This is a genomic window from Bradyrhizobium sp. SZCCHNR1043 (assembly GCF_032489675.1).
Classification (GTDB): domain Bacteria; phylum Pseudomonadota; class Alphaproteobacteria; order Rhizobiales; family Xanthobacteraceae; genus Bradyrhizobium.
In genome coordinates this window covers 1-23411 of the sequence record NZ_JAUEYN010000005.1, presented here as the reverse complement: position 1 = coordinate 23411, position 23411 = coordinate 1, and the positions used below count along the sequence as shown (strand labels likewise).

Sequence of the window (23411 nt, the reverse complement as noted above, 5' to 3'; positions counted from 1 at the left end):
TGGCAAGGCGCGACGAAACCCGGCACGTCGCCTTTTCCCTGGGCATTTCGGACAGCGCCCGCCTCCGCCGTCAAGACCTGCACAACGTTTGATCTGTTTGCCTAATCTCAAGGCTCCGGTATTCTAGACGTTCCTTGAGGGAATCGTCGGGTGCTCGTGAAATGCCTGATTATCGGCTCGATTTGGGCCCGTTAACGACTTGGCATAGACCCTGCTTTTGTGGAGCCACTTCGGCACGGGGCAAGTCGGGCAGTCAATCACCGGGCCTCCGCCGGAGAGTGTCGGGCCCGGTAACGAAATGATCGAACGACCTGCGCGTGCGCGCAGCCTGACGATGACCCACCTGTTGTTTATAGCGGAATGCCCGGGAGGCGCTCAGTGAAGAAGATCGAAGCCATCATCAAGCCGTTCAAGCTCGACGAGGTGAAGGAGGCGCTTCAGGAAGTGGGACTTCAGGGCATCACCGTCACCGAAGCGAAGGGTTTCGGCCGGCAAAAAGGCCATGCCGAGCTCTACCGGGGCGCCGAATACATTGTCGATTTCCTGCCCAAGGTGAAGATCGAGATCGTGATTGGCGACGATCTGGTCGAGCGCGCGATCGAGGCGATCCGCCGCGCCGCCCAGACCGGCCGCATCGGCGACGGCAAGATCTTCGTGTCCAACATCGAGGAAGCCATCCGCATCCGAACCGGAGAATCCGGACTGGACGCGATCTAGCCCGACCGCAGGCCTGGAACGGACCGTCCGCTCCAGGCCCCGCACGGAACGTTTGCTGCGCCAGCAGCCCCTACGGCAGCTCAAGTGTCCTCTGCGAGGCGCTTGCACGCGGCCGTTTTGCCGTTTCCGATGTTGTCTTGGCCCCCGCACGAGGCTATGGAGCATGACCCGCGGACGCCGTCCCGCGCCGGGCCGTGACGTTATAAGCCAAGAGGGGTATTCATGAAGACCGCCAAGGACGTCTTGAAAGCAATCAAAGACAACGACGTCAAATACGTCGACCTCCGCTTCACCGACCCGCGGGGCAAGTGGCAGCACGTCACCTTCGACGTCAGCATGATCGACGAAGACATTTTTGCCGAAGGCACGATGTTCGACGGCTCCTCGATCGCCGGCTGGAAGGCGATCAATGAATCCGACATGTGCCTGATGCCCGACCCGGTGACCGCGACGATCGATCCGTTCTTCGCCGAAACGACCATGATCATCACCTGCGACGTGCTCGAGCCGACCACCGGCGAGCCGTACAACCGTGATCCCCGCGGCATCGCCAAGAAGGCCGAGGCGATGGTGAAGTCGATGGGCGTGGGCGACAGCGTGTTCGTCGGTCCCGAAGCCGAGTTCTTCGTGTTCGACGACGTGCGCTACAGCTCCTCGCCCTACAACACCGGCTTCCGCCTCGACTCCTCGGAGCTGCCGACCAATTCCGACACCGAGTATGAGGGCGGCAATCTCGGCCACCGCATCCGCACCAAGGCCGGCTACTTCCCGGTGCCGCCGCAGGACTCGGTGCAGGACATGCGCTCGGAGATGCTCGGCGCCATGGCCCGCATGGGCGTCAAGGTCGAGAAGCACCACCACGAGGTCGCTTCCGCCCAGCACGAGCTCGGCATGAAGTTCGACACGCTGACGCTGATGGCCGACCAGATGCAGATCTACAAGTACTGCATCCACCAGGTCGCGCACATCTACGGCAAGACCGCCACCTTCATGCCGAAGCCGGTCTATGGCGACAACGGTTCGGGCATGCACGTCCACCAGTCGATCTGGAAGGACGGCAAGCCGGTGTTCGCGGGCAACAAATATTCCGACCTGTCGGAGACCTGCCTGTCCTACATCGCCGGCATCATCAAGCACGCCAAGGCCATCAACGCCTTCACCAACCCGTCGACCAACTCCTACAAGCGTCTGGTCCCGGGCTATGAGGCGCCGGTGCTGCTCGCCTACTCCGCGCGCAACCGCTCGGCTTCGTGCCGCATCCCCTACACCTCGTCGCCGAAGGCCAAGCGCGTCGAGGTCCGCTTCCCCGATCCGCTCGCCAACCCCTATCTCGGCTTCGCCGCGATGCTGATGGCCGGCCTCGACGGCGTGAAGAACAAGCTCGATCCGGGCCCGGCGATGGACAAGGACCTCTACGACCTGCCGAAGGAAGAGCTGAAGCAGATCCCGACCGTCTGCGGCTCGCTCCGCGAGGCGCTCGAGAACCTCGACAAGGACCGCGCCTTCCTGAAGGCCGGCGGCGTGTTCGACGACGACTTCATCGACAGCTACATCGCGCTGAAGATGACCGAGGTCGAGCGCTTCGAAATGACCCCGCACCCGGTCGAGTTCGACATGTACTACTCGGGCTAAGGCCCGATAAGATCGGCGGATGACGACACCAGGGCGCCCCTTGCGGGGCGCCCTTTTCGTTGGTGTCGCAGTGCCGTGCTGGCGAATGCCAAGGCCGGCATGAGCGCCAGAACGGCGGTACGACATTCCGCCCAATGACGAATAGGGACAGGCGCAAGGAATAGATCGGGCCGGAATGAGTTTCTATCCCTGTGATCCACATGCATTGGGAGATTTCGAATGACCAAGCTTTCGATCTCGCGCCTCTTCCTGACCGCCGCAATCTCACTCGCGGCGATCTCGTCCGCCAGCGCGGCGCCTCCAACCAAGAGCGGCAGCAGCACGAAGGGCGACATCCTCACCGACAACAAGGGCATGACGCTCTACACGTTCGACAAGGACGTCGACGGCAAATCAGCCTGCAACGGTCCCTGCGCGACCAACTGGCCGGTCCTGAAAGCCGAAGCCAGCGACAAGGCCGACGCCAACTACACCATCATCACCCGGGACGACGGCTCCAGGCAGTGGGCTTACAAGGGCAAGCCGCTCTACACCTTCGCCAAGGATCAGAAGCCCGGCGACATCACAGGCGACGGCTTCCTGAACAACGCCTGGCATCTCGCAAAGCCCTGATCGCAGCCGCGCTCTCGCCACGCGCGGGACGAGCTGTACGGATTGGGCTTGGCCGTAGGAGACGGCCACTCTCGGAGAATCCGCCGGACGCGCCTGCGACCGGCGCCCATTGATGAGCGCTGCGTTGTCGTGGCTATCGAGAAATGCGGCAAGCTTTCCTGATGGAGATCTTGCCGCACCACCCCTGCCCCCAGCGCCCTTCACCGGGCGCCTTTTGTTGGTGGCTGCTCATCTGCGATGATCCAACGGGACTCGTCCTTCGAGACGCTTGGCTATCGCCAAGCTCCTTAAGGATGAGGAGATGGAGGTCGCGCGCAAGGCCGCGGTTTCTCCTCGTGGTGAGGAGCGCCCGTGAGTCAATGAGATCATCCGACAGAAGTGCGCGCGCCGTCTCGAACCATGAGGCCCGAGGGCGCAACTCAGCCGCTATTTCTCGGGAAAGCTCACCACGATCTGCTCGACCACCGGTCCCCATTTGCGCAACTCCGCCTTGTCGGATGCGATGCGATCACCGATCGGATTTCCCTCGTGGTCGTCACTGCCGAAGCGAACGCTGACGGAGCATCCACCCGGCAAAGGACGGCTCAGCGTGCCGCCTTTCCAGTCGACAACGAAGCCGCCACCATCGGTGAAGAACTCGCGGATCAGAAACGGCCTGCCATTGATCTTCTGCACCTCGGCCAGGGTGGAGCCGAGCGTCACACCGGCAACGTTCCAGTGACTCGTCCTGGAGTCGATCAAGGTGAGACGCGACACCCGCTGCATCGTCTCGTCAGCAAAGCCGATCTCGATACGCCGGTCCGGCGCTTTTGGCGACAGCACGACGCCTTGATAAGTGATGTCCTCCACCCCGGTGAACAACTGGTCGTCTGTCACCGCCTCCTGGCCGTAGCGCTGCATCAGGCTCTTGGCGGAGTCCGTGACCGACACCGGCGAGGTGCAGGTGATCGGCCCATCGGCAGGCGGCGCGGTCTGTGCCCATGCCGGCGCAGCCAGAAGCATCAACAACAAGCTCGTTCGGCGCATGCTCATCCCGGTCAGTCCTGCGACTATGAAGCCATCACTTCGCGGCGAAATTGATGCCGATCTCCGTGACGACGGGCGCGAATTTGACGAGCGCCGGATTGTCGGACGACACCTTCACGCCATCGCCCGAGAGCGCTCGCGGTGGGTCCTTGTCCCTGCCGAAGCGCACGGTGACCGAGCAGCCGCCCGGCAGGATGCGTCCCAGCGCGCCGTTCTTGAAGTCGGTGACGAAGCCGCCATAGTCCCAGCCGAAGCCTGAGACGACGAACGGCTTGCCGTTGGCCTTCTGGACCGCGGCGAGGCTCGCGCCGATGGTGATGCCCACAACGCTCCAGCGGCTGGTCTTGGCCGTGTCGCGCAAGGTCAGCCCGGACACCGTCGCGATCTTGTCGTCGATGAAGGCGACCTCGATGCGCCGGTCCAGCGCCCGCGGAAACAGCACGAGGCCCTTATAGGTCTCGCCTTCGGCGCCGGGGAGATCCTGAACCACGGCCTCATCGCCGTAGCGCTGCTTGAGACTCTTCACGGTGTCGGTCGCCGCCACGGGCAGCGTGCAGGTGATCGGTCCTTCAATGGGCAGCGCGGTCTGGGCGAAGGCCGGAGCGGCGAGGAGCAGAGCTGCAGCAGTCAGGACGTGGCGCATCCGGGCTTCCTTGTGACGAGCTCACGATGAGGCGTCTCTGCAGCTTCGTCTGCCGCGCCGGAAATCCGGTTCAGTCCCGGCCTTCAGGATGACAGATGGCGCTTCTTGACCGCCGCCCCGAACGCCTCGAATAGCTTGCGATTGATCGGGTTCTTCTGCGGGTCATATTCGGCGTGCCATTGCACGCCCAGCGCAAAACTCGGCGCGTCGGCGATGCGGATGGCCTCGATGGTGCCGTCCTCGGCGATGCCCTCGATCACGACGCGGTCGCCCGGCTCCAGGATGCCCTGACCATGCAGCGAATTGACCTTGATGCTGTCGCAGCCGAGGATGCCGGCGAAGGCGCCGCCCGGTGTCAGCCGCACCTCATGGCGATCGGCGAACACGACGTTGGGGTCGGGATGGATCTCGCCATTCTCCAGCCGGGGCATGCGATGATTCATGCGGCCGGGCAGCTCGCGGATCTCCGGATGCAGCGAGCCGCCGAAGGCGACGTTCATCTCCTGGAGGCCGCGGCAGATGCCGAACAGCGGGATCCCTCTGGAGACACAGGCCTCCGACAACTGCAACGCGACCTCGTCGCGATGGATGTCGTAGGGCTCGTGCTTGAGGCTCGGCTCGGTGTTGAAGCGGGTCGGATGCACATTGGCGCGGGCGCCGGTCAGCACCACGCCATCGACGACATCGAGCAGTGCGGCGATGTCGGTGATCTCGGGAACGCCGGCAAACATCAGCGGCAGCGCGCCCGCGACCTCGGCCACGGCGCTCAGGTTGCGTTCGCCCACCATCTGCACGGTGAACCTGTTCTCGACGCGATGGCTGTTGCCGATCACGCCGACGACCGGACGCTTCATGGCCCTCGTTTCTCTCCCTGGGAGCCCAGGCTCGATCTTCAATGAGCCCGGAGGCACAAATCATGCCTCGACAAATCATGCCTGTGTCGCAAAGCCGGATCAACATATGGCGGCGCGGGTCGCCAATGCCAATTCCGGACACCCCCGCAAGCGCACCGCCGTGCGCCCCGATTTTCAAGCCTGCGCTTGATCCGGCAGCCGTTTTCGCCAATGTGTGGGGGCCGATCAGCACAGAGGACGCCTCATGACCGCCCCCGCCGACCCACGCCTCCAGGCCCGCAGCGACCTGGCCTGGGCCATTGCCGTGGGCGGCATCGGGGTAACCCTGTTCATGGCCGGCATGGCCTTCACCTGGTATTACGCGGCTGCGATCTTCCTGTTGTTCGCGGGCATGCTGCTCGGCGTCGCGCTCAACGCGATGACCAGCCTGCTCGGCCGCGTCCTGCCCTGGCCGCATCCGGCGCGGCTCGTCATCGTCTGCTTGGCCCTCGCGGCCGTGCTCGTCGGCATCGTCTTCCTCGGCGGCACCACCATCGCGGACCAGGCCAAGGTGCTGAGCGATACGATCAAGTCGCAGCTCGGCAACATCAAGGGCTTCCTCGACCGCAACGGCATCGACACCAGCTTCTTCGACTTCAACGCCGCGAGCACGGCCACTGCCGCGCCTGATGGCGGCTCGACCACACCGACCCAGACGCCGTCCCATGGCCTGCCGGGCGGCCTGCCCTCGCCGAGCGCGCTGGCCTCCTCCGGCGGCGCCATCGTCAGCCAGACCTTCAAGCTGCTGCTCGGCACCGTCAGTGCCGTCGGCAACTTCTTCATCGTGCTGTTCTTAGGCCTCGCCTTCGCCGCCCAGCCGGCGGTCTACCGCAGCGGATTGCTTTTCCTGGCGCCGGCGAAGTACCGGGACCAGGCCACCGTGATCGTGGACCGCATCAGCTACACGCTGGAGCGCTGGCTGATCGCCCAGATCACGACGATGTTCGCAGTCTTCCTCGTCACCTGGATAGGCCTCGCCATCATCGGCGTGCAGAGCTCGTTCATCCTCGGCATCCAGGCCGGCCTGCTGGCGTTCATTCCGACCGTCGGTGCCATCATCGCCGGCGTCATCGTGGTGCTGGCGAGCCTTGCCTCCGGCTGGGTCGCAGCGGTCAGCGCCTTCGTGCTGTTCCTCGGCGTGCACGCGATGGAGAGCTACGTGCTGACGCCGCTAATCCAGCGCCAGGCGCTGGACATCCCGCCGGCCACGCTGTTCGCGTTCCAGATCCTGCTCGGCATCGTGTTCGGCGTCTGGGGCCTGACCCTGGCGCTGCCGCTGATGGCGATCGCCAAGGTCATGATCGACTATTTCAAGAGCGACCGCCGCACCGAGGACGCCGCGGCCGCGATCTGAGGCCCGGTCAGAGCCCGCTCAGCCGGCCGGCATCGCGGTCTCGACGAGCTTGGCCCAATAGCTGATGCCGTGCGGGATCACGTCGTCGTTGAAATCATATTCGGGGTGATGCACGCCGGCCCCATCGCCGATGCCCATGAAGACGAACGCGCCGGGCCGCGCCTGCAGCATGTAGGCGAAATCCTCGCCGCCGAGCCGGGGCGGCATATCGGTGATGACCTTTTCCGGCCCGACGACGCTGCGCGCCACGTCGGCTGCGAACGCGGTCTGCTCCGCGTGATTGATGACGACCGGATAGCCCCATTCATAGTCGATCTCCGCCTCGACGCCCATCCCGCTCGCGAGCGCCGTCACGAGGCCCTTGAAGCGCTCGTCCATCAAGCGGCGGATGTCCTCGTCGAGCGTGCGCACGGTGCCGCCGATGATTGCGGTCTGCGGAATGATGTTGTCGGCGGTCGTCCCCGCGTGAAAGCGCGTGATCGACAGCACCGCGCTTTCGACCGGATCGACGTTGCGCGCCACGATCGTCTGCAGCGCGGTCACGATCTGCGCGCCGGCGATGATCGGATCGACGCATTTGTTCGGCCGCGCGGCATGGCCGCCGAGGCCCTTCAGGCGCACCTCGAAGGTGTCGGCGGCGGCCATCACGGCGCCGGTGCGCGTCGCGACCGTTCCGAGCGGCAGGCCCGGCGCGTTGTGCAGGCCGTAGACCTCCTCGATGCCGAAGCGCTCCATCAGGCCGTCCTCGACCATGGCACGGCCACCGGCCCCGCCCTCCTCGGCTGGCTGAAAGATGACGATGGCCGTGCCGGCGAAGTTCCGCGTCTCGGCGAGATAGCGCGCCGCGCCCAGCAGCATCGCGGTGTGGCCGTCATGGCCGCAGGCGTGCATCCGGCCCGGAATGGTGGACTTGTGCGGGATGTCGCTGATCTCCTGCAGCGGCAGCGCGTCCATGTCGGCACGCAGGCCGATCACACGCTGCGACGGCTCGCGCCCGTGGATGACGCCGACGACGCCGGTCCTGCCGATACCGCTGACGACCTCGTCGACACCGAACGAGGCCAGCAGCTCGGCGACACGCGCGGCGGTCCGATGCACCTCGTAGAGCAGCTCGGGATGCTGGTGGAAATCGCGGCGCCAGACCTTGGCGTCTTCCGCCAGCTCGGCGGCGCGGTTGATGATCGGCATGACGGAGTTCCAGAAAATGAGGAGCGCGCCATGGCGACGCGCATGTCATCTCATTGCATGTCGAGCCGCAGCAAAAGACAAGCCACATTCGCTCATGCGATGCTGCGCAGGCTGCATTGCCGCAGCGATGCGGCCGCTCGAAATGCCTGAGCTGATCCTGCTTATGATCGAAGACCGCTCAGCTCGCGCGCGAGGTTGGCCCGCGCCTTCTGGTCGAGGGCAGCGGCAAAGCCCGCATCCGGATAGATCACGGGGCGCCCCGCGAACCGCTCCAGCACGACCGCGCGCCCGGCGCGGTAGGCGTCGTCCGGCACGTGCGCATATTCGCGCCGGATCGCATCCGCATAGGCGTCGTAGCCGGCCTCATCGGTGCCGAGAATGGCGAGATCGATCGAGACGAGCAGCGCGCCCAGCCGATCGCCGGGCGCGACATCGTGCGTCCGGGTCAGCCGGATCAGGCGTCCGACCTCGTCGCGCAGCTCGGGCGCGACGTGACGCTCGGCAAGGATGGCGCTCTGCTCCTCATTGTCGGAGCGCGTGGGATCATACACGACGTCGTGCCACCAGATCGCGAGGGTCAGGATCTCGCGGTCGCGGACGCTGAGGTCCGCGACGCGATCGAGCTGGGCCAGGCAGTCCCGGACGTGGCGAAGATCATGGTAGTGCCGTCCGGCGGCAGCGTAGGCTTCGACCAGATCGTCATGCGTCATGATGGTGTTCCGCGGCGAGCAGCGCTGGCGCGGCCTCAGCCGGCCGAAGTCAGCACCGTCTCGGTGTGCTCGACATCCGGAGGATTGGCAAAATACTGCCCGACCAGGCCGCGCCATTCGGTGAAGTTCTCCGAGCCGCGGAAATCGACCGTGTGGTTTTCGAGCGTCTCCCACTTCACCATCAGGCGGTAGCGCTGCGGCTTCTCGATCGATTTGTGCAGCTCGAAGCCGTGAAAGCCCTTGGAGCGGCCGAAAGCAGCGCGTGCTTTCGCGACCGCGGCCTCGAAATCCTTCTCCGTGCCCGGCTTGACGTCGATCTGGGCGATTTCCGTGATCATGTTCTGTCGGCCTCCCCTGGTGTGGGCCGCTTGTCTAGCCCAGACCTCGGGAGAGCGAAAGCCGCGCCTCAGCTGGACAACACCGCCTGTCCCGACTGCGGCAGGCTGGCAGCGGCGCGCTGGCGGCGGTAGCGGTCGAGCGACAGTGGCAGCTCCGCCGACGCTTCGACCCGGTTGCGCCCGGAACGCTTGGCCTTGTAGAGGGCGGTATCGGCGGCCGCGAGCAGCACGTCGAGATCGGTCCCGCCCGGCCCGCCGGCGACACCGATGCTGACGGTGGTGTCGACCGGCTTGTCCTCGCACACCACGCCGGAGGCCGCGAACGCCTCACGGACACGCTCGGCGGCGACCATGGCCTCTTCGATCGAACAGGGCAAAAGTGCTGCGAACTCCTCGCCACCGATCCGCCCCGAGAGATCGGTGAGGCGCAGATTGTTGACCACGACGTTTGCGAACAGCTTCAGGACCTCGTCGCCCTCGGCGTGGCCGAAGCGGTCGTTGATCGACTTGAAATGATCGATGTCGAAGATCAGCACGCTGACCGGGCGCTGCTCGCGCGCCTCGCGCTCGATGAGCTGCGCGGAGGACTCGGCAAAGCCGCGGCGGTTGAGCAGGCCCGTCAGCGGGTCGGTCGTCGCCGCGCGCTTGTGGGCGCTGACGATGCGCTCTGACACCAGCATGAAGATCACGAACACGGTGCCGACCGCATAGAGCACGAGCTCGATCGAGAAGATCGTGACCCAGGCCGCGGCGAAGGCGCCGTCGGAATCGCGCAGCATGTTGCCGAGCAGGATCGGCAGCATCAGGACGAAGCCGTGCATCACCGGCACGATCAGCGCCGGCCAGCGCTTGTGCAAGGTCCGCCGCCGCTCCTGCCACAGCTCGGCCGCGGTCAGCATGGCGTAGATCACGACGATCGCGGCGCCGATCGTCAGCCGCAGCGCCTGCGCCGACGCATCGAGCAGCATGCCGCTGGCGATCCAGACCGTCGCGCCGAGCACGAGCCCAAGCACGCTCGGCGGCTTGCCGTGGAACACGCGCGCGGCATTCCACACCATGGCGGTGGCGATCAGACCGATGGAGCTCAGGAACAGCGACACCACCTCACCATAGAGCTCGCCGATCAGCGTCCACAGCGCGATCGCGACGGCGCCGAGAATATAGGCCGCCCCCCACCAGCGCAGCGCCGGCGTGTTCTCCTGTCGACCGAAATGGAGCAACATGGCGCCAAGCAGCGCCGCGACCATGGTCGCTACGATGTCGAGCGTCATGCTATCAAGCGCCATCGATCACCTCGGTTGCTGCGGCGGCGCGGGAAGTCAGGGTTAGCGCGGCCTTATCGCGATCAACCTAGCGGGCGGTTTGTTGGAAAGAGGTTTTCCTGGGTTGCCAAGTTTTCTCGAAAAGCCCGGCGCAACTCGTCAACAAATTGCTGCGCAAGAAATCTGCAAACAGGATTCAAAAATGCCGAGGCAATCCGCGCGACCGCCCGCCCAGATTGCACACGGCACACACCCCTTCATTGATAGTTGTGCGCCCTCGCGTGCGGAATCAATGGTTTCCCCTCCTGCGGCGAACACTCATCGAAACGATAAGAAACCTTCTCAAATTTGAGATCATCTCTCCCTAACACGTCCCGACCGCGGCGCGATCCGCCGCTCGAGGTGGGGACGAGGATGTCTTTCGACGACGATTCATCGAACAACAAGCCGGCCGCAGGCCATCATCCGTCGCGCAGTCCGGAGCCGATGCAGGGCGTGGACCGCCGCACGCTGCTGCGCAACGCGATGGGCGTTTCGGCGCTCGGCCTCGGCGCCAGCCTGCTGCCCGGCCAGGCGGCGCACGCGCATTGGCGCATGCATCATCACCACCATCACGTCACGACCAGTTTCGCGCTCGCCGTCCTTCCCGATACGCAGTTCTACTCGCGCTATGCAACGTCGGAAGAAGGCCAGGCCTATCAGCGCCAGTATGGCAGCACGCCCTATCCGGCGCAGACGCAGTTCATCGTCGACAACGCCGCGAAGTATCACATCCCGTTCACCATCCATCTCGGCGACGTCGTCGACCAGTCCAAGCATCCGCAGCAATGGGCGGTCGCCGACGCCGCGATGAAGCTCTTGGAGAACGCCGGCCGGCCCTATTCGGTGCTCGCCGGCAATCACGACGTGCTGTCGGCGCTGGAGTTCGAAAGCGCGACAAGCCAGAGCGCGGGCACCGATGCGCAGCGCGGCGCGTCCGAGCCTTATCTCACATGGTTTCCCACCAGCCGCGCCGCCAGGCAGCGGACCTTCCTGGAGCGGCATCCGAGCGGCTGGCACGAGGCGCATGTGTTCCATGCCTGCGGCGTCAGCTTCATGGTGCTGTCGCTGTCGTGGCGCGCCTCGGACGATGCGATCGCCTGGGCGCGCAGCATGATCGCGCGCCATCCGATGCTGCCGGTCATCCTCGCCAATCACCAGTTGCTCAACATCGCCAATGACGGCACGAGCCCGCTCGAGGTCGCCTACGGCCAGTATCTCTGGGACAAGCTGATCCGCAGCAACGACCAGATCTTCATGACCCTCAACGGCCATTATCATGGCGGCGCGCTGCTGACGAAGATCAACGACTTCCACAATCCGGTCCACCAGATGGTGGTCGACTATCAGATGGCCTATCAGGGCGGCAACGGCCTGATGCGGCTCTACGAATTCGACTTCACCCGCAACAAGATCGACGTCGCCTCGTTCTCACCGTGGGTGGTCGCGAAGCCGAAGGACAGCCTGAAGCAGTTCGACCGCGCCTGGCTGACCGAGGACAATCACGAGTTCACCATTCCCATCGACTTCCGCCGCCGCTTCGCCCGCTTCACCAATTTCTGCCATCTGCCGGCCTTCGCCGGCACGCCGATCCTGCCGCGCGTCAAGCAGGATCTCTACGCCAACTACACCGAGGCGCCCGAGCCGGTGGTGGTGCCGCCGGCGAACGAGCAGGACTATCCGCTGATCGCCGAGACGGTTGCGCATTGGCGGATCGCCTCGTCGGCGATCGGCAAGGCGGTGGCCGCCGGCACTGCACTGCCGGACCTCACCGCCGCCAACCCGATGCAGCGCGCCTCGCTCACGGGCGCAGCTCAAGTGGCTGACGTCGCCTTCACCGCCGACAAGCATCGGCTGTCCTCGGCGCCGGGCAGCATGCAGTTCCTCAACACGACCAAGCAGGGCGCCGGCCGCTTCAGCTGGTTCACGACCGCGGCCAACGCGCCGATCAACGCGGCAACGTTCGCATCCGGCTATACCGTCGAAGCCTTCATCAAGATCGATCCGAACTGGAAAGCCAGCGACCACGCCTGGTGCAACATCCTCACCCGCTTCGGCAACCGCGGCTGGCTGCCCGGCTATGCCGGCGGCGACCCGGAATCGCCGCCGATCCTGTTTGCGATCTCGAACCTGCGCGAGGTGCAGTGGGAGATCGTGCCGTCGAGTTCGACCCAGCAGCCGCAGACCGACTGGTCCGGCGAGATCATGCTGAACACCTGGTACCACCTCGCGATCGTCAACGATCCCAAGGACAATTCGACCGTGCTCTACATCGAGGGCGCGCCGGTCGTGCGCAGCGTCATCGGCGGCAACGGCCTCGCGAGCGTTGCGGCGAGCCAGCCCTGGGCACTCGGCTGCGGCTGGTGGGATCGCTCACCGGCGGACGGCTTCATCGGCAGCATCGGCGAGGTCCGCGTGGTGTCGAAGCCGCTGGCACCGAACCAATGGCTGACGGCGCGCCGCGCCAGCGCCTGATCCGCACAGGCTTCACGCAAAGCAAAACGGGCGCCCGCGAGGGCGCCCGTTCGTATTTGAAGCTGATGGATCCGGACGGAGCCGGAGCCAGGAGATCAGCGCTTCGAGAACTGGAAGGAGCGGCGGGCCTTGGCCTTGCCGTACTTCTTACGCTCGACGACGCGCGAGTCGCGGGTCAGGAAGCCGCCCTTCTTGAGGACGCCGCGCAGCTCCGGCTCGAAATTCGTCAGCGCCTTGGACAGGCCGTGACGGACCGCACCGGCCTGGCCGGACAGGCCGCCGCCGGCGACCGTGCAGATCACGTCGTACTGGCCCTTGCGGGCGGCGACGACCATCGGCTGCTCGATCATCATGCGCAGCACCGGACGAGCGAAGTAGACCTCGATGTCGCGGGTGTTGACGGTGACCTTGCCGGAGCCCGGCTTGATCCAGACGCGGGCGACCGCGTCCTTGCGCTTGCCGGTGGCATAGGCGCGGCCGAACTTGTCGACCTTCTTCTCATACTTCGGAGCGTCCGGAGCCGTGACGGCGCCCTTGAGCTGCGACAGCTGATCGAGAGACTGGATGCTTTCGGCCATCTTATGCGGCCCTCGTGTTCTTGCGGTTCAACTTGGCGATGTCGATCTTCTCGGGGTTCTGCGCCTCGTGCGGATGATCGGGTCCGCCATAGACACGCAGATTGCCCATCTGCACGCGGCCGAGCGGCCCGCGCGGGATCATGCGCTCGATGGCCTTCTCGATCACGCGCTCGGGGAAGCGACCCTCGAGGATCTGGCGCGCGGTGCGCTCCTTGACGTGACCGACATAGCCGGTGTGCTTGTAGTACACCTTCTGCTCGCGCTTGCGGCCGGTCAGGACGGCGTGCGCGGCATTGACGATGATGACGTTGTCGCCGCAGTCGACGTGCGGCGTGTAGATCGGGAGGTGCTTGCCGCGCAGCCGCATGGCGACCAGCGTAGCGAGACGGCCGACGACCAGACCCTTGGCGTCGATCACGACCCACTTCTTCTGGACCTCGGCCGGCTTTGCCGAAAAGGTTTTCATGAGAGATATCCGTGACAGGGAGAATGCGGCGCGGATGACGCGCCGGACTGGTCGCAGCTTCTAGAGAAGCGCCCCGCATTCGTCAACGCCATCGGCGCAAAATTACGCCAACGAAAACATGAGGTTATAAATATGGTGCAATAATACCCTCGAAAACCTCACGCATTCGGAATGGAATAGGTGGCCGTGACGTGGGCGATCGGATCAGGCGATTCCCCTGACAATAGCGTGACTTCGCCGACCGCCAGCCGCTTGCCGAGCTTGAGCAGCCGCGCCTCGGCCAGCACGTCGGCGCCGGCCGCGCCCTTGCGCAGGAAGTTGATGTTGAGATTCGTGGTCACGGCAAGACCGACCGGGCCGATCGCCGACAGCAGCACCACGTACATCGCGAAGTCGGCCAGCGCCATCAGGGTGGGCCCGGAGACCGTGCCGCCGGGACGCAGCATGCGCTCGTTGAAGCGCTGGCGCATCCGGCAGCTCCGGCCGTCGGCGCTCTCGATGCTGATGTCGCCGCCGGTGCGGAAGGCCTGGGGAAATTCCGCGTGCAGGAACGCTTCGAGTTCCGCGATGCTCATCTTCGCCGTCATGTCTCCCCCTGCTCTGTCGCGTTGCCTTCTGTTACATTAGCCGCGATCCAGCGCCCAAACGGAAATCGCCAACCGGAAATCGCAATGTCCGCCCCTGCCCTCGCCAATGCTGCCGACGCGCCGATCCTTATGCGCGAGATGGTCGGCCCCGTTGTCGTGCTGACGCTGAACCGCCCGGCGCAGCGTAACAGCCTGTCGGAGCCGCTGATCGCGGAGCTGCATCAGGCCCTGGCCGAGATCGGTGCCGACAAGGCCGTGCGCGCCGTGGTGATCGCGGCCAACGGCCCGGCGTTCTGCGCCGGCCATGACCTCAAGGAGCTCACCGCCCGTCGCAGCGATGCCGATCGCGGCCGCGCCTTCTTCGCCAAGCTCATGAACGCCTGCAGCGCGATGATGCAGGCCATCGTGCATCTGCCGAAACCCGTCGTCGCCTCCGTGCAGGGCATCGCCACCGCAGCCGGCTGCCAGCTGGTCGCCAGCTGCGATCTCGCCGTCGCCTCCGAGCGCGCGTCGTTCGCGACGCCCGGCGTCGACATCGGCCTGTTCTGCTCGACGCCGATGGTGGCCTTGTCGCGCAACGTGCCCCGCAAGCAGGCGATGGAGATGCTGCTGACCGGCGAGCCGGTTCCGGCGGAACGCGCCCGCGACATCGGCCTCGTCAACCGCGTGGTCGCAGCCGGAACGGAACGCGACGCGGCGATTGCGCTGGCACAACAAGTGGCGCGCAAATCCGCCTATACAATCAAGCTCGGCAAGGAAGCATTCTACCGCCAGGCTGAGATGAGCCTTGCCGACGCCTATCGTTATGCGGCAGAGGTGATGACGCAGAACATGCTCGCCCGCGACGCGGAAGAAGGCATCGGCGCCTTCATCGAGAAGCGGACTCCGACCTGGCGGGATGAGTGACGCCCGCCGCTCTCTCCTCCGTCATTGCGAGCGCAGCGGCGTGTCGGCCGAAGCCTGCAAGGCGAAGGCGGACGCAATCCAGAGTTCCACCCGAGCCCCTGGATTGCTTCGTCGCGGAGCCTGTCATCGGGCCGCGCGTTCGCGCGGACCCGTTGGCTCCCTCGCAATGACGGCATCAATAACTTCGTCATTCCGGGGCGATGCGAAGCATCGAACCCGGAATCTCGAGATTGCTGAACTCAGCTCGGGATTCCGGGTTCGCCCTTCGGGCGCCCCGGAATGACGATGCCCGATATAACTAATAGAAACGTGCCCCCATGAATCACGACACCTATCCCGACGACTACATCCGCGGCATCCTCAACGGCGTGAAGGTCATCGCGATGGTCGGCGCCTCGCCGTCCGAGATCAGGCCGAGCTTCTTCGCCTTCAAATATCTGGTGCAGCGCGGCTACGACATGATCCCGGTCAATCCCGGCCATGTCGGCAAGAGCCTGATGGGCCGGCCGTTCGTCGCCTCGCTCGCCGACATCGGCCGTCCCATCGACATGGTCGACATCTTCCGCAGCTCGCAGCACATCATGCCCGTGGTCGACGAGGCGCTGAAGCTGCAGCCCTTGCCGAAGGTGATCTGGATGCAGCTCGGCGCGCGTGACGATGCGGCGGCCGAAAAGGCCGAGGCCGCTGGGCTGAAGGTCGTCATGAATCGCTGCCCCAAGATCGAATATGGCCGGCTGTCGTCGGAGATCTCCTGGATGGGTGTCAACTCGCGCACCATCAGCGCCAAGCGCGCGCCGATCCCGACCCAGGGCATGCGGCTGTCGCTAAACCGCACCAGCGTCGGCGGCGGCACGACGGCAGCGGCCGACCGCGCCGCGAAGGACAGAAGCGATCCCTCCTGACGCATCTGCGAAAGGATCGTGTCGCGACGACGGCGCGACACAGCAACGCATTTCAAATCCGACTGATTATCGCCGCCAGCCTTGACGGCATCTTGCCCGGTGGCAAATGTCCTCCGCCGGGATGACGCGGAGGCGCACGACGGCGCGCTATCGACACCGTCTCCCATCATCGATCCCTGCATCAGCCGGCGCCGCTGCGCGAGGGATCAAGCCAAGAGGAAACATCATGACCGACCGTGCCCCGGGATTTGCCACCCTCGCCGTTCACGCCGGCGCCCAGCCTGATCCCACCACCGGCGCGCGGGCGACGCCGATCTATCAGACCACGTCGTTCGTGTTCAACGATGCCGACCACGCCGCCTCGCTGTTCGGGCTGCAGGCGTTCGGCAACATCTATACCCGCATCGGCAACCCCACCAACGCCGTGCTCGAGGAGCGCGTCGCAGCTCTCGAGGGCGGCACCGCCGCGCTGGCCGTGGCCTCTGGCCATGCCGCGCAGGTCGTGGCGCTGCAGCAGCTGCTGTCCCCCGGCGACGAGTTCATCGCCGCGCGAAAACTCTATGGCGGCTCGATCAACCAGTTCACGCATGCGTTCAAGAGCTTTGGCTGGAACGTGGTGTGGGCCGACACCGATGACGTCGCGAGCTTCGAGGCGGCGGTGAGCCCACGCACCAAGGCTGTATTCATCGAGTCGATCGCCAATCCCGGCGGCACCATCACCGACATCGAGGCGGTCGCGCAGGTGGCGCGCAAGGCGGGCGTGCCGCTGATCGTCGACAACACGCTGGCCTCGCCCTATCTGATCCGCCCGATCGATCACGGCGCCGACATCGTGCTGCACTCGCTGACCAAGTTCTTGGGCGGCCACGGCAACTCGATCGGCGGTGTCATCGTCGATGCCGGCACCTTCGACTGGGCCGGCAGCGGCGACAAATATCCGATGCTGACGCAGCCGCGACCCGAATATCACGGCATCCGGCTCCACGAGACGTTCGGCAATTTCGCCTTCGCCATCGCCTGCCGCGTGCTGGGCTTGCGTGATCTCGGACCGGCGCTGTCGCCGTTCAACGCCTTCATGATCCTGACCGGCATCGAGACCCTGCCGCTGCGCATGCAGAAGCATTGCGACAACGCCAAGGCGGTCGCAGAATTTCTCAACCGCCATCCGGCGGTCGCCTCGGTGAACTACGCCGGCCTGCCCGAGGACAAGTATTATACGCTGGCGCGCAAATACTGCCCGAAGGGCGCCGGCGCCGTGTTCACCTTCTCGCTCAAGGGCGGCTACGACGCCGGCGTCAAGCTGGTGTCGAACCTGAAGCTGTTCTCGCATCTCGCCAATGTCGGCGACACCCGCTCGCTGGTGATCCACCCGGCCTCGACCACGCACAGCCAGCTCGACGACGCCGCCAAGATCAAGGCCGGCGCCGGCCCCGACATCGTCCGCATCTCCGTCGGCATCGAGGACAAGGAAGACCTGATCGCCGACCTCGAGCAGGCGCTGAGCGCGTAAGGCGCGTTTCGCTCTACGGATCGCGCCGCGCATCGGCGTGCGGCGTGACGAGCGCATCTCTCACCACGTCATGGCCGGGCTTGTCCCGGCCATCCACGTCTTCGCCCCGGCAATGACGACGTGGATGCGCGGGCCGTCGCCGCGCCGAAGGGGCTTCGGCCCCGCAGGCGGGACAAGCCCGCGCATGACGAGTAACTGACGGCTGAGACAGCAAGCGGCCCCGAAAACAAAGAGAGCGCGGGCGGCCCCCTGGGCTTCCGCGCTCTCCTTCGTCCCACGGCCGGGCCGTTGCCGGCTTCTCGGACCGCGCCCTCGTTAACTCCAGGTGATCATCTCATCAGCTGCAACAGGCGCGCGTGCATCTGGCGGGCCAGAGGCAGCGCGGAGGCCGCGATCAGCCGGCTTGCCGACAGCGCCTGCAGTCCTGCGGCGCCCTCGTCGATGGCAGCGAGTTCAGCGTTGACTGAGCCGGTCCGTGATTGGAGATTTTGGCGCGCCGACGCCGAAAACATGATCACCGACATGCTCGAAACCTTCTGGTCTGAGACTCTGATGAAATGCAGCAGAGATTTTCGCGCCCGGACGCAGCGGCCGGGCTGCATTCGGCCGACCTTCAAAATCGCCGGCAGCAGTAAGCTTGCACCCGCAGAACTTAACAAAAGCTGAAAATGCCCGTCCTTCTACGGATGATTGCAGCCAACTGTCGGATGCCGGAAGGATTTCGTTAACCATACCCGGCTCATCCTGCCGCCCGTGGAATCGCCTTCCGGACCCGCGTGAAAGCAGCGGTGGATGTATCGCGAAGCGCCGACGCCACCCGAACAGAAGTCGAGGAGAGCAGGATGCGAACGTTGGTGATCATGATGCTGCTGGCGGCCATCGCGGCGAACGGCGTCGTGCTCGCAGCCGACCTGCCGGCCGTCCACGACAAGATCGTGCACATCAAGGCCCGCCGCGCCGTGAGAGCGCCGCCGCCGACGGTCGTCGTCGTCAGGGACCAGGACTCGCTGATCTCCCCGATGTGGCCCTCGACGCCGCTGCTGTTCGGCCGCCAGGAGCTGCCCGGCTATTACGGCCGCGCCTTCTCCTACGACTACCAGGGCCCCTATTACGGCGGCGAAGGCTACACCAACTACATGTTCCGCCTGCCTTATGCCTGCGGCGTGTATGGGTATTGCTGAGCGGGGTGCCGTTGGCATGCAAGTAGCCCGGATGAGCGAAACGACATCCGGGACGACAAGGACGAGGTCCGCATACCGCCAAGGCTCGTACGGATGACCGCAATAGACGCCTATTTTGCGTAGGCACCGCCATAGCGCCCCGCGCGGATGCTCGCCAGGATTTCGGCTTCACGCTGCTCCTGCGCGCGGGCGGACTCGAGCAGTTCGGATGCGATCGCCGGCGCGAAAGCGACCACTCCGTCGGCGTCGGCAACCACGATATCGCCTGGCGTGACGATCATGCCGCCAATCGACACCGGCACGTTGATCGTACCCGGACCGTTCTTGTAGGGGCCACGGTGATTGACCGCACGCGCGAACACGGGGAAGTCGGAATTCATCAGCACGCCGGAATCCCTGATCGCACCGTCGACGACAATCCCGGCCGCGCCGCGTTCCCTCGCGATGGCGGCGATGATCTCGCCGACCAATGCCCGCGTCTCGTTGCCGCCGCCATTGACGACGAGGACGTCGCCAGGCGTAATAAGATCGAGCGCGCGATGAATGAAGAGATTATCCCCCGGCGCCGTATTCACGGTCAGCGCGATCCCGGCCATCGGCGAGCCCGTATAGAATGGCCGTAGACTGGCTGCACCAGGCAACCGCTGAAGGTTGTCGCTGATCACGGCCGTGGAAACGCTCTTGAACGCGGCGACGACCGCCGCATCGATCGGCGCACCAGGCTGCGCTTGTCCCTCACCCATTCTCGCTCCCCGTCTTGCACAGTCCAGAGCGTCGCTCGATGGCGCCCCGCCTCGGCGGTGTAGGACTCGTCTTGAATTCAGAAAACCGATAAATGGAGATATCGATCCATCTCTTTTTTGAATGCGAACATGGTCACCCTGAAGCAGCTAGAAGCTTTGAACTGGATCGCGGAGCTCGGCACGTTCGAACGCGCCGCAGCCAAGCTGAACACGACGCAATCGGCGATCTCGAAGCGCATCCAGGAGCTCGAGGCCTCAGCGCGCGTTCCGCTGTTCGATCGCAGCCAGCGCGGGGCTCGTCTGACCGAACGTGGCGAGCAGATCCTTGCTCTTGGCCGACAGATGTTGGCGTTGCAGGACCAGATCCTGGAGTTGAAGGACGGCCGGCAGTCACCGGCGCGCCGTCTGCGGCTTGGGGCGACGGAGCTGTCAGCGCTGACATGGCTGCCGCGTCTGGTTTCGGCCATTCGCGAAGCCCATCCGGCGGTGATGATCGAGCCTGAAGTCGAAACCTCCCGAAGCCTCTACGATCGGCTGATCGAGGGCAGCCTCGATCTCGTCGTCATCCCGGACGTCTTCTCTGACCCGGAGGTGACGTCGCTGCGGCTTGCCGAAGTGCAGAACGTGTGGACGGCGCGCCCCGGCCTGGTCAGAACGCGCCGGAGCCTCGATTTCGACGAGCTTGGTCATCATACGATTCTGATGCAGGGCCGTCGCTCGGGCTCCGGCCTCTTCGTCAACAAATGGCTCGCGGCCAACGGCGTCTCCTTCAAGCGCGCCATCTCGGTCGACAATCTGACTGCGCTGGTCGGGCTCGCCGTGGCCGGCCTCGGCATCAGCTATCTTCCGCAACGCTGTTTTCGTCCTCTCTTCGAGCAGAAGAAGCTGGTCATCCTGCCGGTCAAGCCGACGCTGCCGGCCGTGCCCTATGCGGCCATGTATCGCAACGACAGACCCTCGGCCTTCGCGGCCGCCGTAGCGGATCTGGCGCGCCAGACCTGCGATTTCGGCCGTCAACTCGAAGGTTAGACAGGGCAGGTGAACCCGGCGACGACGCCCGGCGCGGCGATCCATCACCTCCAGGAATGAGAAAGAAGGCGGTTTTATCCCTTTTCATCCAGGCCGGACGCAGCGAGGCTGCATCGCCGCTGCGCGTGCAACGCTGCACGCGCAAAGAGGATTGCTGCGAGGAGAGGCTTTGATGCGCATTTGGGGACTTCTGCTGACGGCAGCGCTCGCTGCAAACGCCGCCGGCGCCGAGGAACTGACGGGCACGCTCCAGAAGGTCAAGGAGACGAACAGGATATCGATCGGCTTCCAGGAATCGTCGGTGCCGTTCAGCTATCTCGACGGCAACCAGAAGCCGGTGGGCTACGCGCTCGACATCTGCGCCCGGATCGCGGATGCGGTCAAAAAGGAGCTTGGGCTTCCTAACCTCACGATCGAAACCGTTCCGGTGACGTCATCCAATCGCATACCGCTGATGACGAATGGCACGATCGACCTCTTGTGCGCCTCCACTACCAACAACGCCGAACGCCAGAAACTCGTGACCTTTGCCAATACGCACTTTCTCAGCGCCACACGCTTTGCGGCCAAGAAGTCGCTCTCGCTCCAGACGATCGACGACCTCAGGGGAAAGACGGCCGTCGCGATCGCTGGATCGACCAACATCGCACAGCTGAACAAGGTCAATGTCGAACGCAAGCTCGGCATCAACATCGTGCCGGCCAAGGACCAGGCCGAAGCGTTCCTGATGCTGGAGACCGACCGGGCTCAGGCCTATGTGCTCGATGACGTCCAGCTCGCGGTCGCCATCGCGCGGTCGAAGGACCCGGCGGCGTACATGATCAGCAGCGACGCATTCTCCAAGCCCGAACCTTTCGGCATCATGCTGCGCAAGGACGATGCGCCGTTCAAGGCCATCGCCGATCGCGTCACGGCCGAGCTCTATCAGAGCCCCGCCATCGAGGCGCTCTACAAGAAGTGGTTCGAGTCACCCGTGCCGCCGACCGGGATCAACTTCAACTACCCGATGCCGGCCCCCTTACGCGCCGCGTTCAAGTCGCCCAGCAGCAGTCCCGACCCGGACGCGTATGCGCCCGATTGAAGCTCGCGATATCCGTGCCAACAGCAACGGCGGAGATAGCCTCATCCGCCGCAGTCGCCTGCGACGGACGGCCCTCGGCTATTGCCAAGATCAGCGGCGGCGGCGCTCCTGATATCTATTTCGCCGCCTTGATCCGCGCGATCTCCTCCTTGAGGAGCGTCGCGACCAGTTCGTCCAACGACGAGCCGCACTCGGCGTTCGAGAAGTCGTATTCGTTCTTCATTGGTTGAGAGCAGCTGTGATCTTGTTGATCCGCGCGCCAGTAACTCACTCCGCGGCCACGACGCGCACGTCGAGCTGCACGCCTGTCTCTGCCTGCAACACGCCGATCACGCCAAGCAGGTTCTCGGCCGTGGGATTGCCGGATGGCCCTAACATGCGCATCAGGCTCTTCGACGGCCGCCCGAGCGCGTTGCTCAACGCCTCGAAGCCGATCGTTGCGTCGATTTACGCACGCAGGCCGGCGCGGCCGTCATCGGCCTCTCCGCGCAGCAGCGCACTCACGGCTTCCTGGAACAACGCCTCGCGAACGCCGGATCACGGTCCGCGCGCGCCCGAACCGTGTCGCGGAAGTCTGGTCGCGAAGGCATCACGAGGTGCTCGCAGAAGCTCCCAAAGAGCTATTTCGCAGCCTCGATCCGCTCAATATCCTCCTTGAGAAGCGTGTTGACCAATTCGGTCAACGATACGCCCCGCGCGCTGGCCAGCCCGGTCAGGTGATCGAGCACATCAGGCTCGAGATGCACCGGAGGCAGCATTCGCGCGCCCTTGCGAAAGAACTTGCCGCGTTCGGCGTTCGAGAAATCGTATTCATCCTTCATCGGATCACCCATTCTCGTAGGAGCGGATTTCGCGCCGGGTCGGGCGACGGACAGAAATGATGCGGATCGCTGCGCGGTCTGCCGATAGCTCCGTGTACGTATGCACGACCAGCAGTAGCTCGTGCGCAATATTGCGTCCCATCGTAACCCATCGTTCCTCGCCTGCGCCAGATCCGTCATCGAGACGCGAGAGCGCCAACGGATCGCTGAAGATGCTCATCGCCCGCTCAAAGGCAACGCCATGCTTGCGCAGATTGCTCTCTGCCTTGGCCGGATCCCAATCGAACTCGAATTGCATGGTCCGCCCCACCCGGCGATGTCCGCGACACGCCACGCTTGCCAAACGACGCAAATCAGTTTATGTTCTCTTTTTGTTCCTGTCCGGCCGAGGGGCGCTTCCGGATCGTCCAGTTGCGTAGGGCAGGAATGCGGTGGACGTGGCGGGCCGTGCGCGGACGAAAGTTCGCGCGGACGAGCGATCCGTCACGGACGGCGAAGTCGCGTGGTCCTGGCGCCCCGACGCTGGCGCTAAGTCTCGTGTCGGTGCTCAACGCATCGCGCGAGATGACGGGGGCAAGACAGCCCGGTCCCCGGGGAGATCGCGTATAAGCGTTAAAACCATCGCGCGGGGAAGGCCGGGTGGTGGATTCAATTGGTCGTCGCAACACTCGATGAGGAGGTTGCGATGGGCATTCGAAAGAAACGGTCAACGCGGGGC

Annotated in this window: 26 protein-coding genes; 11 read left to right on the top strand and 15 right to left on the bottom strand. The window is 64.8% G+C overall.

Going from position 1 to position 23411, the window contains the following annotated elements:
- Positions 1-378 precede the first annotated feature (378 nt).
- The 3 genes from QX039_RS09845 (at position 379) to QX039_RS09835 (ending at position 2961) form a co-directional block, all read left to right on the top strand.
- Positions 379-717, top strand: a complete 339-nt coding sequence (locus tag QX039_RS09845) for a P-II family nitrogen regulator (RefSeq protein ID WP_009027873.1) — start codon at positions 379-381, stop codon at positions 715-717.
- 222 nt (positions 718-939) lie between these two features.
- Positions 940-2349, top strand: a complete 1410-nt coding sequence (glnA, locus tag QX039_RS09840) for a type I glutamate--ammonia ligase (RefSeq protein WP_015666498.1) — start codon at positions 940-942, stop codon at positions 2347-2349.
- A gap of 219 nt (positions 2350-2568) precedes the next feature.
- Complete coding sequence (locus QX039_RS09835) at positions 2569-2961, top strand: hypothetical protein (RefSeq protein ID WP_315738287.1); 393 nt, start codon at positions 2569-2571, stop codon at positions 2959-2961.
- A gap of 426 nt (positions 2962-3387) precedes the next feature.
- On the opposite strand, the gene QX039_RS09830 is transcribed toward QX039_RS09835, so the two are convergent.
- The 3 genes from QX039_RS09830 to QX039_RS09820 all read right to left on the bottom strand — a co-directional run bounded on the left by QX039_RS09830 (position 3388) and on the right by QX039_RS09820 (position 5484).
- Positions 3388-3963: a hypothetical protein gene (locus tag QX039_RS09830; protein WP_409998835.1), complete on the bottom strand. Its 576-nt coding sequence runs from the start codon at positions 3961-3963 to the stop codon at positions 3388-3390.
- Between the two features lie 58 nt (positions 3964-4021).
- Positions 4022-4630, bottom strand: a complete 609-nt coding sequence (locus QX039_RS09825; RefSeq protein ID WP_315770865.1) for a hypothetical protein — start codon at positions 4628-4630, stop codon at positions 4022-4024.
- Positions 4631-4713: 83 nt separating this feature from the next.
- Positions 4714-5484, bottom strand: a complete 771-nt coding sequence (locus QX039_RS09820) for a gamma-glutamyl-gamma-aminobutyrate hydrolase family protein (RefSeq protein WP_315770866.1) — start codon at positions 5482-5484, stop codon at positions 4714-4716.
- Positions 5485-5728: 244 nt separating this feature from the next.
- On the opposite strand from QX039_RS09820, the gene QX039_RS09815 reads away from it, so the two are divergent.
- Complete coding sequence (locus QX039_RS09815) at positions 5729-6877, top strand: AI-2E family transporter (protein WP_315711522.1); 1149 nt, start codon at positions 5729-5731, stop codon at positions 6875-6877.
- Positions 6878-6895: 18 nt separating this feature from the next.
- Here QX039_RS09815 and QX039_RS09810 read toward each other — a convergent pair whose 3' ends face one another.
- The 4 genes from QX039_RS09810 to QX039_RS09795 all read right to left on the bottom strand — a co-directional run bounded on the left by QX039_RS09810 (position 6896) and on the right by QX039_RS09795 (position 10399).
- Positions 6896-8065, bottom strand: coding sequence for a M20 aminoacylase family protein (locus tag QX039_RS09810; RefSeq protein WP_315770868.1), 1170 nt, complete (start codon positions 8063-8065; stop codon positions 6896-6898).
- Between the two features lie 161 nt (positions 8066-8226).
- Complete coding sequence (locus QX039_RS09805; protein WP_315770870.1) at positions 8227-8775, bottom strand: phosphohydrolase; 549 nt, start codon at positions 8773-8775, stop codon at positions 8227-8229.
- 35 nt (positions 8776-8810) lie between these two features.
- A complete protein-coding gene (locus QX039_RS09800) occupies positions 8811-9113 on the bottom strand; it encodes an antibiotic biosynthesis monooxygenase family protein (RefSeq protein WP_315711517.1) in 303 nt (100 codons plus the stop codon).
- A gap of 68 nt (positions 9114-9181) precedes the next feature.
- A complete protein-coding gene (locus QX039_RS09795; RefSeq protein ID WP_315738293.1) occupies positions 9182-10399 on the bottom strand; it encodes a GGDEF domain-containing protein in 1218 nt (405 codons plus the stop codon).
- 390 nt (positions 10400-10789) lie between these two features.
- Here QX039_RS09795 and QX039_RS09790 point away from each other — a divergent pair, with 390 nt between their 5' ends.
- Positions 10790-12889, top strand: coding sequence for a LamG-like jellyroll fold domain-containing protein (locus QX039_RS09790; RefSeq protein WP_315770872.1), 2100 nt, complete (start codon positions 10790-10792; stop codon positions 12887-12889).
- A gap of 95 nt (positions 12890-12984) precedes the next feature.
- Here QX039_RS09790 and rpsI read toward each other — a convergent pair whose 3' ends face one another.
- From rpsI to QX039_RS09775, 3 genes are all read right to left on the bottom strand, one after another.
- Positions 12985-13467: a 30S ribosomal protein S9 gene (gene rpsI, locus QX039_RS09785; RefSeq protein ID WP_172109671.1), complete on the bottom strand. Its 483-nt coding sequence runs from the start codon at positions 13465-13467 to the stop codon at positions 12985-12987.
- Position 13468: 1 nt separating this feature from the next.
- Positions 13469-13933, bottom strand: a complete 465-nt coding sequence (gene rplM, locus QX039_RS09780; RefSeq protein ID WP_315711511.1) for a 50S ribosomal protein L13 — start codon at positions 13931-13933, stop codon at positions 13469-13471.
- Positions 13934-14091: 158 nt separating this feature from the next.
- Positions 14092-14520, bottom strand: a complete 429-nt coding sequence (locus tag QX039_RS09775) for a PaaI family thioesterase (protein WP_315738295.1) — start codon at positions 14518-14520, stop codon at positions 14092-14094.
- A gap of 84 nt (positions 14521-14604) precedes the next feature.
- Between QX039_RS09775 and QX039_RS09770 the strand changes: the two genes are divergently transcribed.
- The 3 genes from QX039_RS09770 to QX039_RS09760 all read left to right on the top strand — a co-directional run bounded on the left by QX039_RS09770 (position 14605) and on the right by QX039_RS09760 (position 17838).
- Positions 14605-15426: an enoyl-CoA hydratase gene (locus QX039_RS09770; protein ID WP_315738296.1), complete on the top strand. Its 822-nt coding sequence runs from the start codon at positions 14605-14607 to the stop codon at positions 15424-15426.
- 317 nt (positions 15427-15743) lie between these two features.
- Positions 15744-16328 (top strand): CoA-binding protein, encoded by a 585-nt coding sequence (locus QX039_RS09765; RefSeq protein ID WP_315738297.1) that lies wholly within the window; start codon positions 15744-15746, stop codon positions 16326-16328.
- A 226-nt stretch (positions 16329-16554) separates the two neighbouring features.
- The gene (locus QX039_RS09760; RefSeq protein ID WP_315738298.1) at positions 16555-17838 is read left to right on the top strand and encodes an O-acetylhomoserine aminocarboxypropyltransferase; all 1284 of its coding nucleotides are present in this window, start codon (positions 16555-16557) and stop codon (positions 17836-17838) included.
- A 329-nt stretch (positions 17839-18167) separates the two neighbouring features.
- Here the strand turns inward: QX039_RS09760 and QX039_RS09755 are convergent, their stop codons facing one another.
- Positions 18168-18362 carry a hypothetical protein gene (locus QX039_RS09755; RefSeq protein ID WP_315738299.1) on the bottom strand — a complete coding sequence of 65 codons (195 nt, stop codon included), beginning with the start codon at positions 18360-18362 and terminating at the stop codon, positions 18168-18170.
- Positions 18363-18680: 318 nt separating this feature from the next.
- Here QX039_RS09755 and QX039_RS09750 point away from each other — a divergent pair, with 318 nt between their 5' ends.
- A complete protein-coding gene (locus QX039_RS09750; RefSeq protein WP_315738300.1) occupies positions 18681-19019 on the top strand; it encodes a hypothetical protein in 339 nt (112 codons plus the stop codon).
- A gap of 110 nt (positions 19020-19129) precedes the next feature.
- Here QX039_RS09750 and QX039_RS09745 read toward each other — a convergent pair whose 3' ends face one another.
- A complete protein-coding gene (locus tag QX039_RS09745) occupies positions 19130-19762 on the bottom strand; it encodes an RraA family protein (RefSeq protein WP_315738301.1) in 633 nt (210 codons plus the stop codon).
- A gap of 129 nt (positions 19763-19891) precedes the next feature.
- Between QX039_RS09745 and QX039_RS09740 the strand changes: the two genes are divergently transcribed.
- On the top strand, positions 19892-20791 hold the full coding sequence (locus QX039_RS09740; RefSeq protein WP_315738302.1) for a LysR family transcriptional regulator: 900 nt from the start codon (positions 19892-19894) through the stop codon (positions 20789-20791).
- Between the two features lie 172 nt (positions 20792-20963).
- A complete protein-coding gene (locus QX039_RS09735; protein ID WP_315738303.1) occupies positions 20964-21872 on the top strand; it encodes an amino acid ABC transporter substrate-binding protein in 909 nt (302 codons plus the stop codon).
- Between the two features lie 267 nt (positions 21873-22139).
- Here QX039_RS09735 and QX039_RS09730 read toward each other — a convergent pair whose 3' ends face one another.
- The 3 genes from QX039_RS09730 to QX039_RS09720 form a co-directional block, all read right to left on the bottom strand.
- A complete protein-coding gene (locus tag QX039_RS09730) occupies positions 22140-22292 on the bottom strand; it encodes a hypothetical protein (RefSeq protein ID WP_315738304.1) in 153 nt (50 codons plus the stop codon).
- A 200-nt stretch (positions 22293-22492) separates the two neighbouring features.
- On the bottom strand, positions 22493-22693 hold the full coding sequence (locus QX039_RS09725) for a hypothetical protein (RefSeq protein WP_315738305.1): 201 nt from the start codon (positions 22691-22693) through the stop codon (positions 22493-22495).
- Between the two features lie 4 nt (positions 22694-22697).
- Positions 22698-22991: a BrnT family toxin gene (locus QX039_RS09720; protein ID WP_315738306.1), complete on the bottom strand. Its 294-nt coding sequence runs from the start codon at positions 22989-22991 to the stop codon at positions 22698-22700.
- Positions 22992-23411: the final 420 nt, after the last annotated feature.

Coding starts and splice junctions, on each gene's coding strand:
- glnA (WP_015666498.1), top strand. CDS start 940: ATGAAGACCGCCAAGGACGTCTTGAAAGCAATCAAAGACAACGACGTC.
- QX039_RS09835 (WP_315738287.1), top strand. CDS start 2,569: ATGACCAAGCTTTCGATCTCGCGCCTCTTCCTGACCGCCGCAATCTCA.
- QX039_RS09830 (WP_409998835.1), bottom strand. CDS start 3,963: ATGCTTCTGGCTGCGCCGGCATGGGCACAGACCGCGCCGCCTGCCGAT.
- QX039_RS09825 (WP_315770865.1), bottom strand. CDS start 4,630: ATGCGCCACGTCCTGACTGCTGCAGCTCTGCTCCTCGCCGCTCCGGCC.
- QX039_RS09820 (WP_315770866.1), bottom strand. CDS start 5,484: ATGAAGCGTCCGGTCGTCGGCGTGATCGGCAACAGCCATCGCGTCGAG.
- QX039_RS09815 (WP_315711522.1), top strand. CDS start 5,729: ATGACCGCCCCCGCCGACCCACGCCTCCAGGCCCGCAGCGACCTGGCC.
- QX039_RS09810 (WP_315770868.1), bottom strand. CDS start 8,065: ATGCCGATCATCAACCGCGCCGCCGAGCTGGCGGAAGACGCCAAGGTC.
- QX039_RS09805 (WP_315770870.1), bottom strand. CDS start 8,775: ATGACGCATGACGATCTGGTCGAAGCCTACGCTGCCGCCGGACGGCAC.
- QX039_RS09800 (WP_315711517.1), bottom strand. CDS start 9,113: ATGATCACGGAAATCGCCCAGATCGACGTCAAGCCGGGCACGGAGAAG.
- QX039_RS09795 (WP_315738293.1), bottom strand. CDS start 10,399: ATGGCGCTTGATAGCATGACGCTCGACATCGTAGCGACCATGGTCGCG.
- QX039_RS09790 (WP_315770872.1), top strand. CDS start 10,790: ATGTCTTTCGACGACGATTCATCGAACAACAAGCCGGCCGCAGGCCAT.
- rpsI (WP_172109671.1), bottom strand. CDS start 13,467: ATGGCCGAAAGCATCCAGTCTCTCGATCAGCTGTCGCAGCTCAAGGGC.
- rplM (WP_315711511.1), bottom strand. CDS start 13,933: ATGAAAACCTTTTCGGCAAAGCCGGCCGAGGTCCAGAAGAAGTGGGTC.
- QX039_RS09775 (WP_315738295.1), bottom strand. CDS start 14,520: ATGACGGCGAAGATGAGCATCGCGGAACTCGAAGCGTTCCTGCACGCG.
- QX039_RS09770 (WP_315738296.1), top strand. CDS start 14,605: ATGTCCGCCCCTGCCCTCGCCAATGCTGCCGACGCGCCGATCCTTATG.
- QX039_RS09765 (WP_315738297.1), top strand. CDS start 15,744: ATGAATCACGACACCTATCCCGACGACTACATCCGCGGCATCCTCAAC.
- QX039_RS09760 (WP_315738298.1), top strand. CDS start 16,555: ATGACCGACCGTGCCCCGGGATTTGCCACCCTCGCCGTTCACGCCGGC.
- QX039_RS09755 (WP_315738299.1), bottom strand. CDS start 18,362: ATGTCGGTGATCATGTTTTCGGCGTCGGCGCGCCAAAATCTCCAATCA.
- QX039_RS09750 (WP_315738300.1), top strand. CDS start 18,681: ATGCGAACGTTGGTGATCATGATGCTGCTGGCGGCCATCGCGGCGAAC.
- QX039_RS09745 (WP_315738301.1), bottom strand. CDS start 19,762: ATGGGTGAGGGACAAGCGCAGCCTGGTGCGCCGATCGATGCGGCGGTC.
- QX039_RS09740 (WP_315738302.1), top strand. CDS start 19,892: ATGGTCACCCTGAAGCAGCTAGAAGCTTTGAACTGGATCGCGGAGCTC.
- QX039_RS09735 (WP_315738303.1), top strand. CDS start 20,964: ATGCGCATTTGGGGACTTCTGCTGACGGCAGCGCTCGCTGCAAACGCC.
- QX039_RS09725 (WP_315738305.1), bottom strand. CDS start 22,693: ATGAAGGATGAATACGATTTCTCGAACGCCGAACGCGGCAAGTTCTTT.
- QX039_RS09720 (WP_315738306.1), bottom strand. CDS start 22,991: ATGCAATTCGAGTTCGATTGGGATCCGGCCAAGGCAGAGAGCAATCTG.